The organism is Haladaptatus caseinilyticus, assembly GCF_026248685.1.
Classification (GTDB): domain Archaea; phylum Halobacteriota; class Halobacteria; order Halobacteriales; family Haladaptataceae; genus Haladaptatus; species Haladaptatus caseinilyticus.
The window spans coordinates 341,187-357,315 of sequence record NZ_CP111040.1 but is presented as its reverse complement, the minus strand read 5'-3'; the positions used below and the strand labels follow the sequence as shown (position 1 = coordinate 357,315).

General features: G+C 55.0%; 15 protein-coding genes. 7 read left to right on the top strand and 8 right to left on the bottom strand.

Features of this window, described 5'->3' with window-relative positions; translation table 11 throughout:
- Positions 1 to 79: 79 nt before the first annotated feature.
- Together OOF89_RS18840 and OOF89_RS18835 are read right to left on the bottom strand one after the other, a co-directional pair.
- Positions 80 to 1,150, bottom strand: a complete 1,071-nt coding sequence (locus OOF89_RS18840; RefSeq protein ID WP_266080950.1) for a CapA family protein — start codon at positions 1,148 to 1,150, stop codon at positions 80 to 82.
- Between the two features lie 149 nt (positions 1,151 to 1,299).
- Positions 1,300 to 1,953 (bottom strand): hypothetical protein, encoded by a 654-nt coding sequence (locus tag OOF89_RS18835; RefSeq protein ID WP_266080948.1) that lies wholly within the window; start codon positions 1,951 to 1,953, stop codon positions 1,300 to 1,302.
- Between the two features lie 523 nt (positions 1,954 to 2,476).
- Here OOF89_RS18835 and OOF89_RS18830 point away from each other — a divergent pair.
- Positions 2,477 to 4,111: a BCCT family transporter gene (locus tag OOF89_RS18830; protein ID WP_266080947.1), complete on the top strand. Its 1,635-nt coding sequence runs from the start codon at positions 2,477 to 2,479 to the stop codon at positions 4,109 to 4,111.
- A gap of 255 nt (positions 4,112 to 4,366) precedes the next feature.
- On the opposite strand, the gene OOF89_RS18825 is transcribed toward OOF89_RS18830, so the two are convergent.
- Positions 4,367 to 5,545, bottom strand: coding sequence for a M24 family metallopeptidase (locus OOF89_RS18825; protein ID WP_266080946.1), 1,179 nt, complete (start codon positions 5,543 to 5,545; stop codon positions 4,367 to 4,369).
- 125 nt (positions 5,546 to 5,670) lie between these two features.
- Between OOF89_RS18825 and OOF89_RS18820 the strand changes: the two genes are divergently transcribed.
- The 3 genes from OOF89_RS18820 to OOF89_RS18810 all read left to right on the top strand — a co-directional run bounded on the left by OOF89_RS18820 (position 5,671) and on the right by OOF89_RS18810 (position 6,977).
- Complete coding sequence (locus OOF89_RS18820; RefSeq protein ID WP_266080944.1) at positions 5,671 to 5,958, top strand: universal stress protein; 288 nt, start codon at positions 5,671 to 5,673, stop codon at positions 5,956 to 5,958.
- 222 nt (positions 5,959 to 6,180) lie between these two features.
- On the top strand, positions 6,181 to 6,651 hold the full coding sequence (locus tag OOF89_RS18815) for a cupredoxin domain-containing protein (RefSeq protein WP_266080942.1): 471 nt from the start codon (positions 6,181 to 6,183) through the stop codon (positions 6,649 to 6,651).
- 149 nt (positions 6,652 to 6,800) lie between these two features.
- Complete coding sequence (locus OOF89_RS18810) at positions 6,801 to 6,977, top strand: hypothetical protein (protein ID WP_266080940.1); 177 nt, start codon at positions 6,801 to 6,803, stop codon at positions 6,975 to 6,977.
- A gap of 44 nt (positions 6,978 to 7,021) precedes the next feature.
- Here OOF89_RS18810 and OOF89_RS18805 read toward each other — a convergent pair whose 3' ends face one another.
- Positions 7,022 to 7,624: a hypothetical protein gene (locus OOF89_RS18805; protein ID WP_266080938.1), complete on the bottom strand. Its 603-nt coding sequence runs from the start codon at positions 7,622 to 7,624 to the stop codon at positions 7,022 to 7,024.
- 274 nt (positions 7,625 to 7,898) lie between these two features.
- Complete coding sequence (locus tag OOF89_RS18800; protein ID WP_266080936.1) at positions 7,899 to 10,286, bottom strand: amino acid permease; 2,388 nt, start codon at positions 10,284 to 10,286, stop codon at positions 7,899 to 7,901.
- A gap of 443 nt (positions 10,287 to 10,729) precedes the next feature.
- On the opposite strand from OOF89_RS18800, the gene OOF89_RS18795 reads away from it, so the two are divergent.
- Both OOF89_RS18795 and OOF89_RS18790 read left to right on the top strand, forming a co-directional pair.
- Complete coding sequence (locus OOF89_RS18795) at positions 10,730 to 11,110, top strand: hypothetical protein (protein ID WP_266080934.1); 381 nt, start codon at positions 10,730 to 10,732, stop codon at positions 11,108 to 11,110.
- Between the two features lie 92 nt (positions 11,111 to 11,202).
- Complete coding sequence (locus OOF89_RS18790; RefSeq protein WP_266080932.1) at positions 11,203 to 11,655, top strand: TRAM domain-containing protein; 453 nt, start codon at positions 11,203 to 11,205, stop codon at positions 11,653 to 11,655.
- Between the two features lie 419 nt (positions 11,656 to 12,074).
- Here the strand turns inward: OOF89_RS18790 and OOF89_RS18785 are convergent, their stop codons facing one another.
- Entirely contained in the window at positions 12,075 to 12,362 is a 288-nt protein-coding gene (locus tag OOF89_RS18785) for a hypothetical protein (RefSeq protein WP_266080930.1), read from the bottom strand.
- A gap of 270 nt (positions 12,363 to 12,632) precedes the next feature.
- On the opposite strand from OOF89_RS18785, the gene OOF89_RS18780 reads away from it, so the two are divergent.
- Positions 12,633 to 12,779 (top strand): hypothetical protein, encoded by a 147-nt coding sequence (locus OOF89_RS18780; protein ID WP_266080928.1) that lies wholly within the window; start codon positions 12,633 to 12,635, stop codon positions 12,777 to 12,779.
- Here OOF89_RS18780 and OOF89_RS18775 read toward each other — a convergent pair whose 3' ends face one another.
- The gene (locus tag OOF89_RS18775) at positions 12,780 to 13,910 is read right to left on the bottom strand and encodes a CobW family GTP-binding protein (protein ID WP_266080926.1); all 1,131 of its coding nucleotides are present in this window, start codon (positions 13,908 to 13,910) and stop codon (positions 12,780 to 12,782) included.
- Positions 13,911 to 14,046: 136 nt separating this feature from the next.
- A complete protein-coding gene (locus tag OOF89_RS18770; protein WP_266080924.1) occupies positions 14,047 to 15,765 on the bottom strand; it encodes a BCCT family transporter in 1,719 nt (572 codons plus the stop codon).
- Between the last annotated feature and the right edge of the window lie 364 nt (positions 15,766 to 16,129).

Here is a 16,129-nt window from a genome sequence, read left to right as displayed (position 1 = left end):
TACATCCCCGTACTAAGTCAGGCGACTCAACCGTTCTGGAAGCGGCAGTAGAAAAGACTCCTGCAGCGGTGTACTCACCTCATAGCCGAACCACGAGTCCGTCTCCATCCCGTTCGTACGTCGTCTCGAACGGTTCGGAGCGATCCCGCATCGTCTTCCGGAGCCAAGCTGCCTCGCTCTTGTTGGCGGGACGGACACCGTCATCGATGTGGAACGGAACAAGCCGTATCTTGTCGAACTCACCGTCTGTGAGCGTAACTTCGAAGAGATAGCTCTTGTCGTTGCCCAGGTCGTCTTTGATTCCGAAATCGTCGACGAGGTTGCCAGTGTCGTGGAGGATAACGCCGTCACTATACTGTTCGACCGCCTGGACAACATGTGCGCTGTGGCCGTGAACGAGGTCTACACCCTGATCGACGAGCCAGTGGCCAAACGAAACAAGTTGGTCGCTGGGGCGTTCGATCCAATTTTTCCCCCAATGGACCGATACAATGAGCAAATCCGGGTTTCCTGATTGAGCGCGCTCGATTGCGTTCCCGACCAAGCGTTGGGTTTCTGGATTTTCTGGGTCGGTCTCAGCCCAGGCGATTCCAGGCCGGTCGTCGGTCGCAGCGTAGAATTCGTACTCATCTGAGAACGAAACAACGGCGACATCAAGACCACCAACAGAAAACGTGGCTGGTTCCCATGCTGCCGCCGGAGTCTTACCAGTCCCTGCGTTTTCGATACCGGCCTCGCTGAGCACGTCTATCGTATCAGTAAGGGCTACCGCTCCGAAATCCATCGAGTGGTTGTTCGACAGCGCTGTGAATTGAACATTCCCAGCGGTAAGTGCGGGGACTGCCCACTCGGGGTCGCCCTGGAAGTAGTACACTCGGTCGGGGAACCGATCGCCACGGTTTGACAAGCTACACTCGAGGTTGCAAAAGACGCCGTCGAGGGACTGAAGACGGGGCTGGAAGTCGCCCCAGATGGTTGCTGGCTCGACATCCTTCTCGCCGTAAATATGGTTGAGTCCCCGTCCGACCATCGCGTCTCCGGCGAACCCAATCGTCGTCTTGTGGTGCTTACGATTGCTAGGGTCGTCACCATCGGACGTGGTTCGAGTGTCGGCCGAATCAGTTTCATCAGATGGGATGGAACCGCTCAAACTTCCGACGCACCCTCCAATTCCTATAATCCCCATAGTAGAGAGGAATGCCCGCCGATTCCCAATCATCTGTTTTTGTTATTATACACCCATCAAATAAATATTCGATGTATTGGGGGTAATTGATATGAAGTCATATGACAACAAAATCAGTCGTTCAGTTCCTCGACACGGTGATTTCGCTGCTTTGTCGCGGCGTTGACTTTCGCCATAAATTCGCTCATTTGTTCTTTCATCCCAGAACGCATGGATGTCGCGGTGAAGTCTTCGGATTCGGCGAGAAGACGGACGAACGCGCGGAGTTCCTCGTCGGTGATCTCTTCGAAATCACCGACTTCGAGTTTGTCGATGACCTCGTCTACATCGATTTGCCCGACTGGATCAACGTTAAAATCGACGGTCACCATCCGATAGTCGGACCCCGCTAGCTCTTGTTCGGCTTTGTTGACCCCTTGGGCAAGCATATCCTTGAATGGCGTGTAATACCCCATCGTTCCGAGATGGAGGAACGCGAGCATATCGGTGATCCCCCGCGTGTAGTCGTCTCTTGCGTCATCGTCGGGGTTGAAGACCGTTTCTCGGTCCCGGTCTTCCAGATGTTCGAACAGAAGCGTAAAATCGAGCAATGCGTTGCGGAGCCGACGACGAATCCGATTTCGTTTCTGTTTTTTCGAATGATCCGTGTAGTCGGATTTCCGCCCGATCAGGAACTCCCTGTCGCTCGGTGTGAGGATACCTCGGTCCCGCTCTGCCGAGTAGGCGAGGCTGTCGAGAGACTCGGGTTCGTCAGAACCGTCAGTCATACACAGATTTTGTGTAAGAGTGGAATTAAGCGTTGCGGAGCGAGCCGTCCTTACCTCGTTCAAAACATATCGCAAGACGAGGCGGATATGACGAGGAGAGATTGAAGAACGGTCATGACTGCGGCGAACTCGGAAGGTGATCTGTGCTGAGAGTGGGGATTTTTGACTAATTTATTATTTATCTAATACAACTAGATGAAGTAACAGAAAAAGCCTCTACTGCAGCCGTACACGAATAACGTTCCCGTAATAAATTGTAAACACATACTGTAACCAGTGGCAACAATACCCGTAATACTTATCAAAGTCATTCACGATATATGTCGTGTGTCAGCGTAAAACACGGTAATTAAAGACACGGATTACCCATGAACTACGAACCGCACGGCCAGTATGGGCTAGTGAACCGTCTTCCAAGCATACACTCCAAGCGAACTGTATTTCGATCGTGGGAGGGTCGGTATTTGACTGTCGCACCGACTGACGATCCGTTGTCGAACTCTTGTAAGGGGGGGTGGAGTCGATGAGTCAATCCGACGAAACGGATGCATTCACGAAATTTTTCGACGAAATCGAACCGACGATTTTCGGGTTCGGTGCAGGAATTACACTCCTGTTCGTAGCGATTTTCGCGTACGATCCTAATACAGCAGCGAATATCGTCTACTCGATACAGGACTTCATGCTCGCTCATTTCAGTTGGGCGTTCCTCATCGGCATGCTCGGCTTCGTTCTCTTTCTTGGATACCTCATCTTCGGACCGTGGGGAAAGCTCAAACTGGGCGATGAACAGCCCGAGTACAGTTACTTCGCCTACTTCGCGATGATGTACTCCGCCGGACTCGCAGCAGGGATCGTCTTCTGGGGGCCTGCCGAGGCACTCACACACTATGCGAGCGTGCCGCCCCTGTACAACGTTCCTGACCAGTCCGCAGCGGCAATGCCCGTCGCAGTGCAGTACTCGTTGTTCCACTGGAGTCTCACCCAGTGGTCGTGTTTCACCGTGATGGGGCTGGGAATCGGGTACTTCGTTTACAACTACGACGCACCGCTTCGAGTGTCTGCCGTACTGACTCCGTTCCTCGGTGCTGACAACGTGGATGGGTTTTGGGGTACTCTCATCGATATCCTTGCCGTGTTCGCCACGCTCGGTGGCGTCGCAACCTCGCTGGGATTCATCGGGACCCAGTTCCTCACGGGACTCCAGTACAAATGGGGCATCCAACTGGGTGATGCCGGTACTATCGCCATTATCACCGGGATGACTGTCATTTTCACCACGTCACTGCTGTTCGGCGTAGACCGGGGAATCCGACGGTTGTCGAATTTCAATATGGTACTCTTTTTCGTGTTGATGGTCGGCACGCTCATCATCGGCCCAACGTTCTTTATTCTTGAAATGGGAACGCAGGCCATCGGCGGTTTCATCGGCGATTTCTTCGAGATGAGCCTGTTTACCCAGGTGGTCCAACGAAACGCGGATAAATGGACGAACAATTGGACAGTGTTCTATTGGGCGTGGCCGCTGGCGTGGTCGCCGTTCGCAGGCCTGTTCATCGCCCGAATCTCCCGAGGTCGCTCGGTTCGAGAGGTCGCCTTCACCGGCATCGGTGCGACCGCGATAGCGACCATCCCATGGTTCGTCATTCTCGGCGGTACCGGCGTCTGGATGCAACACACCGGTGTCGTGAACGCTCTCGGCCCGATCAGCAATCCAGACCTCGGATCTGCCGTCTCTGGGTACATCCTTTACGGTGCACTCCCGTTCGGACAGTTGTTCCTCTTGGGATTCCTCATCCTCGTCACAACGTTTTTTGTGACTTCGGCTGATTCTTCGACCCTCGCGGTATCGATGATGACGACTGGCGGCGAAGAACACCCTTCGTCCATTAACCGCATCTTCTGGGCAGTACTGCAGGGTGCGGTTGCGTCCATCCTGATGGTTATCGGCGGTGCCGACGCGCTCCAGGCCGCCGCGATTACGACGGGGGGTCCGTTCCTTATCGTCTGTTCAGTGGCGGTTATCGGCCTCATCAGGACGTTCCAGGACGAATACGGAAGCGTCCTCCTGCAGGATCGCACGCAACTGTTCGGGTCTCCCAAGAAAAACGAGGAACCCACGGGGCGTTCGAAGATAACCGGTCAGGACGACGACTGACCGTCACGGAAACGACATCAACTTTATTACTACCACGATACACAGCCACGACACCCGTGTATTCTCCGCTATTTCGACGAGGAGGTCGGGATCCGCAGATATCGCGCCCTTGTCTCCGCACTGCGGTCGAATTCGGTTCGAGGGGCAGCGCTGGATGTACCCGACCGCGAACCTCGTCCCGCGGATCATGCCCGCTGGAAAATCAGGTACTCACACCGGAATGACACAGAGAAAGTCGATGCTGATTTCGACGACTCAGGTGGTGAAAAGTTCTCGGGGGAACTCAGCCAATACTTCGGCACCGTTCGAGGTGACGTGGAACGTCTCGCTGAGTTCGACGCCAAAGTCGTCGAACCAGAGGCCCGGAATCATGTGGAACGTCATGTTCTCTTCGAGCACCGTTTCGTCACCGGGGCGAAGACTGGCGGTATGCTCGCCCCAGTCCGGTGGATAACCGAGACCCATGGAGTAGCCGATCCGATCTTTTTTCTCGATGTCGTATTTTTCGATAACGTCACGCCACGCTCGTTCGACCGACTCGGCAGTAACGCCGGGTTCGACGTGGTCGAGCGCCGCTTCCAATCCTTCGACGACCACCTCCGCAGTGTGTATTACCTCCTCAGGTGGGTCACCCACGAAAGTCGTTCGCGCCAGTGGTGAGTGATATCGATTCCGACAACCGGAGAGTTCGATGATGACGGGATCACCACGCTCGAAGGGGCGGTCGGTCCACGTGAGGTGTGGCGTTCCGGTGTGGTCGCCGGAGGGCATCAACGGAACGATGGAAGGATAATCGCCCCCGAACTCGTCAGTTCCCCTTGTGAGGCAATCGTATATCTCCGCCGCCACTTCGTATTCGGGGACGCCTGCTCCGACAGCATCGAGTCCAGCCTGCATCGCGTTCTCCGAGACGCGTGCTGCCTGTCGCATATACGTTAGCTCCTGATCGGATTTGATAATGCGAACCCAGTTGACGAGGAGCGTTGCGTCGTCCAACTCCGCGTCGGGGAGGTTTTTCTGGAGTCGCAGAAACGACTTCGCGGTGAAATAGTATGCGTCCATCTCCACGCCGATTCGAGCGTCCTCAGCGCCGATTTCCCCCACTACTTCGGCGACGAAGTCCATCGGATGGAGGTCGTACGGCGAATGGACGTGGTCGTCGCTGTACGAGCGGATGTTTTCCTCGGAGAGCGTTGTCGTTGCCCGTGCGCCGTTCGCATCCATCTCCCGCCCGACCCAGACCGGTTCGTCGCGCTCCAGGGTGACGATGACGGCTTGATGCACATAGAACGACCACCCATCGTAGCCGGTGAGATAGTTCATGTTTGCCGGGTCGGAGACGATGAGTGCATCCAGTTCCGCATCACGCATCCGTTCTTTCGTCCGTTCTATCCGCCGTTCGTATTCGTTTTGATCGAAGACCGATTGTGGCATGATAACGATAGACGGATTGACGATCCGATATCGTTTAAGTTTTTGTGTACAATGCAAACAGATTGTGTGTATAAATGAGTGGGCGGTGATCGCTGCCGCTGAAGGGTGCGGAATCGAAAGCAACAATGGACGTAACGATCACGGATGGACACCCATCACAGGGAATCTTCAAGTACTCTACAGACGATCGTATCGACGAACTCGTGATGGGAACCCGCGGTCGGCGTGGTGTCGAGCGATATCTTCTCGGAAGCAGTACAAGCCGCGTGAGACTGTTCGCTGCCGGTCCTGTGCTCACCGTTCATCCGACGACTGACTTCCACAACCTGACTAAATGGTACGTTAGCCCACTTCGTATGATGGTTTTGATGGGTACACTGCAGTATCCTCCGATACTGCTACAATTTCAATAGTTTACGGAGGCACGTTCATCAGTGCCTCCGTTCCAAGTCTCATTCTCGCATCCGTTGTCACCTGTCACGAGCGATGAAACTACCTATCGCTTGTATTCGATCCCTGTATCCCCTGTGATTACGATCGATTATGGTCATCGAACTCAGCGTTTCATAGCGAAATGATGCTGAACGATCGTCGTGTGTTAATCGATGGACCGGTGACTTTGTTTTGGGAAAACCATGAATGACTACGACTCGAACGGTCGGCAGTACGAACGAAGCGGACGACGCACGTTCTTAGGTAAGCTTGGAGGTGCAAGCGTCGCGCTTGGGATGTGCGGTCTCGTGGCCGGGCAAGATGGAAACGGAAATGGGCGGACAGGAGCACAAACAAATCAACGGACGATACTTCTCGGGGCAGAGGTGCCCGGGTGGGAAGGCCGTCTTCCCAGTTCGATCGAGAACGAACAAAACCCAACGTTAGAGCTACAACCCGGTACGAGATACAAAGTAGCGTGGATCAACCGTGATGGGGCACAACATCAGCTAGAAATTCTCGATAACGACGAGAACGTTCTCGAACAAACCGAGAGTGCCAGCGAACGGGGTGTGAATCTCTCAGTCACGTTCACTGCCACACGGGAGATGAGCCAATACCGATGTCGCTTCCACCCGGAGTCGATGCGGGGGGACATCGAACAGCAGAGCTAATCCCCAGCTGACGAGTACGGTTTCGAAATTGACCCGATCAGTTCTTCACTGAGAGCACTACGGCTATCATTGAGTCTTCATCCCGACTCGATCAATCACTCCAGTCGATCACATTCGGAACGAACCTTTCTGCCGGTATTCCTAATCAGATGCCCGTAGAGACAAATAATGATGCCAATCCAGCCCCACATGTCCCACCACGAACTCGTCGATTCGCGTTGGTATTCACCGGAATCGCTATCGCCACCGCCTCACTGGTCGTTTACGAACTCGGGAGACGAGTTTCGATAGAACACGCGTTGGAGACGCTCGAACGGTACCAGTAAGGCGAACACCGCTTGAGTAGTCGTCGCTCGTACTGCCTCTATCGCTAACGATATTGGGATTCTACTTCGAATGCCTTCTGAATAGCGGTGTCGAACTCCGCACGCAATCGATCGTCGAACCGATCGATTGCTTTGTCCTCTCGAACGAGCATGAGTGAACTCCAGTCGTCGGAGATATTTCCCCGGTAGACCTGTGTAAACCTCTCACCGTTGTTTCCGTAGGCCGTTACGACAACGCGTGATATGGATTCATCCCGGTCGACAAACTGGTCCAACTTGTCCATCACGCTTACGTTTACTCGCTCGAAGCCCGTTAGATCGACGCTAAATTCGCCGGTTCCGAGACGCTGTTCGATCCATTCTCTGTCCCACTCTTCCGTTTCGTCGGTTTTCAGCGCGGTACCGATCACTTTCCTCGGTAAGATCGAATCGACACGCCACCTCGAAAGTCCCGCTGACGCCATTTCCCGGTCCGATTTCGTTCGAACATCCCCTTCTTGGATGTGTTCTCCCTCTCGTACGCGGATGTAGCGCGGACTCGTCGCAGGCATATCAAGGAATATCTCACCGACTTCCGTGTTGACTAACGCCTCTATCCCACCGATCGTTCGAGTGACTGTTTTCCTGTTGGTGTTTGATTCGGTCATTGTTCCCCCGGGATACCCTCTGCAGTCGGTACGCGTCTGTCAACAAGCATGAACCGGGAGAAAATGAAATATTGTCGTTCGCCGGTTTCTGTGGCGTACCTTCAATGCTCGAAGGCCATCCCATATGAATGTAGGACGTGCGTTCGCATTACTCTGTTTACACGTTTTCCGGTTACGAACAGCGATCCGTTCCGCTCGGTTCGGTCGGTGTTTACTGTCGACCTGACTGGCGGACTTTCGAACGGAGGGACAGGTGTATGGAATCTATGACGTGTTACTCGTCAGGATACCGCCTGCCTAGCCATTTCTGTATCCATCCGCGAAAAAGCGATCGAACCGGCGAATGCTTTTTTACCATCACGACACGACCGCCGAACGTCTCACCGACTCGCTCCGGGATGTCGCCGAAGAGAACCCGTCTCAGTATCCCCTCCCTCGCGGCCCCCATAACGACCGTATCCACGTCCGTTTCGGCAGCGTCGGCCAGAATCGATGCAGCGACGTCAGTCCCAGAGACAGAAACCGTGGAAACAGTGACTCCCTCGGCCGTTACCGCCTCCTGTCGATTCGCCAGTTCTTCCTCGAAATCGTTCCCATTCGGCTCTGAAACGTGGATGAGCCGTATACTCGCATCCCAAAATTGAGCGAGTGAAAGAGCAGTGTCGATAGCAAACTGTGCATGCGTACTTCGTGTGACCGGGACGAGGATTCGCCGTGGTTTCGTCGTGGGTGCAAGTTTTGCAACCGCGATGTCGCATGGTGGGTTCTCTACCACGGAGTCTATCGTCGAACCGAGAACGAACTCCGACGACCGTCTTCGACGACCACGCCAACCGAGGAGAACGAGGTCGCTGTCGCGCTGGTAGGCGATGTTCGTAATACTTCGGCCCACTCCACGCCCGAGAGTCACTGTTCGATGTATCGGTACATCCTCCGGCGCGTACTGCATCGCGTCCTCAAGCATCTGTGGCTCGTTTTCGACGAATCGGAGACCATCCTCCAACGGCGTCTGGACGGGAATCGTTACGATGTTCGTCAGGAGAACCTCTCCGTCATTTCGGCGAGCGATAGCACTCGCGAGTTCGATCAACGGTTTTGCACTCGAGGGGTTCGCGATCGGCACGAGGATTTGGTATGGCCGCTCAGTCGGACGACGTTCTTCGGAAACGATTCTCGTTTCACGGCGAATTTCGGTCCGACGAATGCGCCCCCGAGAGTAAACGAAGAATACACCGAACCCGGTGAAAATCCAGCCCAATGCGATGTACCATGCGAGCGGGCTATAGTTGAAAAAGTAAACCGCGAGAAACAGTTTCGTCAGGATGCCAACGATAGGAACGTACGGGAAAAACGGCGAGATATACCCATATTCGAGGCTATCGCCGTGTTCTCGCCTGAGGCGAATCATCGAATAGTTCACCTGCAGAAATAAAAGGAGGAACATGAGATCGGTCGCTGCGGCGACCTGTGAAAGGGGCAACGAAACGGCCATTACGGCGATGAGGGTTCCACTGAGGAGAACCGAAATATGGGGCGTCTGGTGATCCGGATGGATGCGACTGAATGGGTCCGGAAAGACGCGGTCGTTGCCGAGCGCATAGCCGACCCGCGAACTCGAAAACGTGGTTGCGTTGAGCGCGGCCAACGCCGAGAGAATTCCGGTCAATAGGACGACGAGGGTTCCGTACGGAAGGAGCTGTCCCGCGGCTTGTGCGAGTCCAAACTCGCCGAGATGGCCCAACACCTGCCACAGTGCCGGATTCGCGGGGAGGTCTGTCACCGTACTCCCGCCGATACTGTCCGTCTGCCGGGCTGTTTCGAGCAGTGCTGGACTTAGATTGACGGCACCGAGGAGCACGACGCCGACGAGAATGTAAATCGTGACGACGACGAACATCGAATAAAAAACCGCCTTCGGGATATTTTCGCGAGGGTTGACGACTTCACGCCCGGACTGGACGATGATTTCGTATCCTTCGAACGCGATGAACGTCAAACCCATCGCGAGAAACACGCCGCCGAATCCGTTGGGGAAGAACGGTTCGAACCGAACGGCCGTATTCGATTGTCCAGCTATCGTCCAGAGCCCCGTAACGATGAGCACTGCGAGGATGAACAACTGAAGTATCGTGACGACGTTCTCGGCTCGACTCGTCTCCTTCGCACCACGATAGTTGACGTATGTGAAGACGGCGGCGGCAACGACGGCGAACAGTTTTTGTAAATCCACTGGCGAGAGACCGAAGGTTGGGACAGCGAAGTACTCCGTGAGAATCAGTGTGACGAACGACCCGAAGCTAAGGATGTATAGCGACCCGGCCACGGCATGGGCAAACCAACTCATCCACCCGGAAATAAACGCCTGCGAACGACCGAGCGCTTCTCTGACCCAGAGATAGCCACCACCAGGTTCCGGAAACGCACTCCCGAGCTCGGCGTACACCATCCCGGTAAAGATGGTTATGAATCCGTTGAGGGCGAACGCCAAAACCAGTGCAGGGCCGGATTCGCCCGCCGCTAGCCCCGTGAGAACGAAGATGCTCCCTCCAATCATCGCACCGATGCCGATGACCATGATATCGAAGAGCGATAGTTCTCGAGCGAAATCAGCGCCCTCCGACGAGATATCTACTTCGCCGAATGGAGGATCGCTATCGCTCACGAGGAGCCTCCTCCGTCGTTTCGGAATTGGAGCGAGGATCGTTCCGATACGTTCCCGCGGCGATTCGTCCGACAACATATCGTCCGTGGAGGACAACGAGGAGGAGGCCAACCCATGCGAGAACGGTGAGCGCTAACCCGAATGCTAATCCGAAGTTAAGGAGTTGAACGGAGAATCACCGAACACTGGTACGCCACCCGTGATAATAGTAAAACTGTATTACTACGCGGATAGACCTGAATGATTTTCTCGAAGGTGCAATTAATCACGCTTTTGGCACCGGTAGAAGGCATATACGACGGTATCGATTTCCACCACCAGTGACCCGTGCGTTCCGACGCAGCAACTGGATAACATCCGCTGTTTATCTGAGCTATATCTGTCGTGAAATGTTAGTAAATAACAACCACAGCGATATGCCTATCTGTCCCCTCTAGTCCAGTATGGCAGACACGAAAAAGGGGCGAAACAAGCAAGCGCGAAACGCCGACAATCGCCAACGGGAGTGGGAAATGCAACAGGCGCGTGAGCGAAGCGAGGAATCCGAGCCACGACGTGACGACCGGGACGAAACCCCTGCCGAAGGAGACCGATATCCGAACCCAACTCGTGAGTGTCATCGTCGCGGTTGCAACGAAACAGCATCATTCGTCGTTCTCGAACGATATCAAGAGGAAACAGGTCACGGTGCCGTGGAGGCAGAGGTGTTTCTTTGCCGAGAACACACGCGCGAGGAGAGCCCAGCAAATCTCGATGGCGTCTATGCAGACTACGTATTCCGTGTCGAACCGATACCGGAGATAATGGATGCGGGTACGGAATAACTCGACGAGCGTGAAAGTAGTGGGAACAAGTGACGCCAGTATCGGTGGACTCAATATTCTGTTCGTGTGAGTGTGAACAGAGAAGTAATTCTATGCATATTCCAGACGAGTTACTCAGCGTATTCACGACGGAGGTTGACGAGGACAACGAATCATACACCATCACCATTCCGAAATGCGAAATCACAAAAGGTGACGCCGAACGCGGAGAAACGTATCGCGTCGCCATACTCGATTCGAATCCGGGAACTCCAAAAAACGGTAAATCGGCCACCACTCGGCAGGATTCAACCCCAAAGAAAAGGAAGTCGGTTACTACTCGATCGGAGACGAGTTCCAAAGCGCCAGTCGAAGAGGGAGACCGTCGAACGGTCGAAATAGAAGGGATCGGTGACCAAGGCGATGGGATCGCTCGAGTGGACCAAGGCTACGTAATTATCGTCCCCGATACGGAGAAACGTGACCGCGTCACCATCGAAATCACCGACGTTACTGAAACCGTAGCCTTTGCGGAGGTAGTCGAGCGAAAACCGTATTACGAGTAGCCACAGATCGGTCGTTTGTCAGAACTACCTCGGTCGATGAGCGGGCGGTTCGGCAGACGGTTGAAAAAGCACTTGACCACCGGGGGCACGGATCGAACGGGCGTATGTGATGTGGATTTTTATCGGCCGAAAAGCTCGACAAACGACATCGTTCCGCGTCGTTCGTGCTGTCTGATACGCTCCATCAAGATAGAAACAACTATTACACCCCCCTTCCAGGCTATCGCATGCCTGCGGCCCATTGCCGACATTGTGACTCGAAAATGATCAGTTCGACGTATCCAAAAGCGATAAAATGGTATCACGACCATCTGCGTAAAAACCATCCGAAGGCTTGGCTTCACGCGTAACGACGCGTAACGGACGAAAACATCGTTGGAAGCGGTGTTAGTACCTCGAACCACGTGCAAGGATCGACGTCAGTCTTCTTTCCCCTCGCGAATCTCATCATCGCTCATCTGTCGCAGAATGTTGAGATGCATGATGTGAAGGTGGGTTCCGATCCCAAAGAGTATCAAACCGAGTCCAACGAACAAGGACGGCATCGTGAGCACACCGACGGCGGATGCGGTCTCGTCGATGGAGGGAATCAACACCGTCCCGAGGAGAACGACGAACGTAAAGAGGATGATGCCAAGCCCAACTTGCAGATATCGATAACAGGTTTTGGTGTTCGGCAACAGGTCGAATCGGTACTTTTCAACCATGTATAATATTCGTTTCGCGAAGTTATTGAACATGGTGTCGATACAGTTGTACATCGATTACTCGTGGTCATATCACCGGAACCATCAGACCGGTTTCGTATCGGATCCGGTTGGAATCCAACGGGTGCGTAGGACCTGCGAAATCTCCCGAATTCGGATACGTGACGGTAGCTACGGCGTCCATCGACAGTCCGGAACACAAACCAAATCTCGACACACGGCTGCTACTCCCGCAAAAGATTATTTTCTCGTAGCCCGTCTCGTAGTATCGTGTGTCAATACTGTACTGCTCGGGAAGAAGGCTGGACACAGCTCCTCGTGTACGACGACGTGTACCAACGTGCCGTCGGGTCTCAGGGTGACGATGAGTACGGGTTTCACGAATCGTGGGACGACTTGCGCGACCAACTCGCGTAGTCAGCGTCGCGGGAACGGGCCACGCTCCCGATCCCACGAGAGTTCTTCCTCGTTCGCCTCGACGAGACATCGGTCGAGAGAAGCCGACACGCGTTCCTTGTCAATTTCGGTACCGATAAGGACGAGTCGCGTCCGTCGCTCGTCCGGATTCCACTCGCCGAGCGGTCCGCACCGAACGGACGGTCCAGCCTGATTCACTCCCATCGCATCGTCGTCCCATCCGGCGATCCAGCAGACGCCTTTGGTTCGGGCGATGCTCCCATCCCAGTCGTTTAACCACTCGTTCAATCGATCCGGATGGAACGGCCGCTCGCGGTCGTAGACGACTGTTTCGATCTGATCGGCAACCGATGCCGTTTCCGAGTCGTGGTCATGTCCATCGTGAACGTGATGGCCATGCCCGTCACTGTCCTTTTCTTCGCGAGCCAGGGCCCGTTTCCAACCGGAAGAACGCCGTGCGTCCTCGAAATCGAACCGACCGGTTTCGAGGATCGTGTCCGAATCGACGGCCGCATATTCCGTTCGAATCAGTTCGGCATTCGGCTGTAGTTCCCGCACGAGGGCCTCGACTGATTCCAACGAGTCGGCCGGAATGGCGTCGCATTTGTTCAGCAAAAGGAGATCGCAAAATTCGACGGTTTCGACCAGGACATCCGTTAGTGGCCGCTGTCCGTCGGCTTGATTTCGGCGCAGTTGCCCGGTTTCTGTGTCGAACGCGTTCGCAAAGCCGACGCTATCAACTACCGAGACGACCGTATCCAATCGATAGTCGTCAGTCGGGTCGGGACTTCCCTCGTCCATGCCGAGGAGCGTTCGAGCAAGCGGGATCGGTTCGCTCACGCCCGATGCTTCGATAAGGAGGCAGTCGAACTCACGACTGTCGTTCAGTTGGACCAGCGTCGAACGGAGGTCGTCCTGCAGCTGACAGCAGAGACAACCGTTCGAGAGATCCACAATGTCGTCGTCCGCACCGCGAATCAGTTCGGTATCGACGTTCACCTCGCCGACATCGTTGACGACGACCGCGACGCTTCGGTCACCGGGGTCCTCGAGGACGTGGTTGACCAGCGTCGTTTTTCCCGCACCCAAGCATCCCGTCACCACCGTAATCGGTATTCGCTCATCCCCCATAGTTCGCAATCGACTTGCGTCGTGATATCGTTTGGCACGAGTCGAGAGGGTGGGTCGTTCCAGACACGCCGTTCTCGTCCACTATGTCGTCGATCGCTCCCGGTTTTACTCGGCACCGTCGCCCGGATACTCGCTATCAGTCGTCCTCGTCACCGTCCGCGGGGCGTGCGGAACGACTTCCACCAGGATTACCACTTCGTTCGAGTATCGAGGTGTCGTCGCGGATTGACGCACCCTCCTGTACGAGAACGCGTCCCTCGAAGCGACTGAACTCCTTAATCATGCCGTACACGCCGACGAGGCCGATAACTGCGACCGGTCCGCCGGTGATAATGGCCGCCTGCTGAAGGGCGTTCGTTCCACCGATGACGATGAGAACGGCGGCGACGAGTCCCTGAATGACGCCCCAGATGAGGCGGTTGAGTTCCGAGGGATTTTCCTTTCCACCGGTGGTGAGCATCGCGATACCGAGCGTCGAGGAATCGGCCGAGGTCACGAAGAACGTGATGACCAGAAGGAAAAACAGGCCCGACAGGAGGGCACCGGCTGGCAGCGCGCCGAACAGCGGATAGCCGGACACAGCTTCGTTCCCGCCGTAGTTTGCGAGGACACCGAGGATGTCCGCTTGGCCGAGTTGTTGCATCCGCATCGACGTTCCGCCGATGATGAGGAACCACGGCACGGTCGCGAGCGTCGTCGCGATTACCCCGACGAACGTCACCTCGCGGATCGTTCGTCCGTACGATATCTTTGCGAGGAAGATTCCGGAGAAGGGTGCCCACGAGAACCACCACGCCCAGTAGAAAACGGTCCAACTTCCGATGAACGACGTATCGCTCGTCGCACCGGTAAACAGGCTCATCTGGATGAACTCCCCGAAATATTCGCCGATCGCTTGTGTGCCTAGATTGAGCACGAACGGGGCCATCCCGTTGTAAACGCTGATCAAAAAGACCAGCACGCCCAACAGGACGAAAACAACGACGTTCAGCTGAGACAGCCGTTTGATACCCTTCTCGACGCCGCTTACCACGGAAAGCGTGAAAACGGTGGTCACACCGAGGATGACGAGGATGACGCCGATATCACCGAGTTGAAAGCCGAAAACGTCGAGGGGGAGCGCGGACGCCTCTGCCGACGGTGAGCGAACCGAGCCGAACTGATAATCCATTCCCATCAGCAACTGTTGACCGATGAATCCGAGCGATGTCGCGATTCCGCCCATCGTTCCGAATACCGCGACGAGATCCACGATCCGGGCGAAGTAGCTGTCGCCGATGTTCTCTACGCCGACGAGCGGCGCGATTATCGTGGAAAACTTAAACGGCGCACCTTTCTTGTGCGCGAAGTAGCCGATCGGTACCCCGACAATGAGATAGGCCGCCCACGCCGAGATGCCCCAGTGGAAGAACGTGTACTGGAGCGAACCCAACATGCGTTCCTTCGCGGCGGCGTCGGTTCCCGCCAACGGCGTTCCGCTACCGTAGTGGAAGATGGCCTCTGCCGGACCCCAAAACACGATTCCAGCGGCGATCCCCGCCGAGAAGAACATCGCGAAGTAGGAGACGAAGCTGTGTTTCGGGTCTGCATCTTGCGGACCGAGTTTGATCTTCCCCCACGGGCCGACGATGAGAAACGTGGTAAACCCGACGAACACCAACATCGCCCAGAGGTAAAACCACGAGAGGTTCGTCCACAACCACGTATTCACTCCACCCATGGTCTTTCCAGCCTGGTCTGGCCCAACGAGGACGACGTACAGCAAGAATACGACCGCTGTCAGGATTCCGAATCCGAACACTAGTGGATCGATTTCCTCTAAAAACTCGTTGACTGCCCCTTGTTCTTGGCTCATGTTTCGCTCACGTGATTGTTTCGTAACTGCCCACGAAGCGACACTGCGAACGGTGTCGCTTCGTGGTTTCGAGCAACTGAAAACGCGATCTTCGAGATTCCGTTTGAAATGCGCGCCGGTGTACGTTCTCGCTTCGTTGGAGATCGGTTTCGCGATACACTGGTCAGACGGCGGATAGACGAATCCGTTTCCGAAGGGGTGCACCGAGATACCATGTCACAATACCACAAGAACGTCTCACGAGATTCAAGTATAATTTCTCGTGTTTCTATACTGTGATGTTTTTAATAGAACGGTCGTCACCGCGACGTGTATCCCGAATTGTGAATGCACTAAACGAGAAGAATCGGAGATGGTGACAACC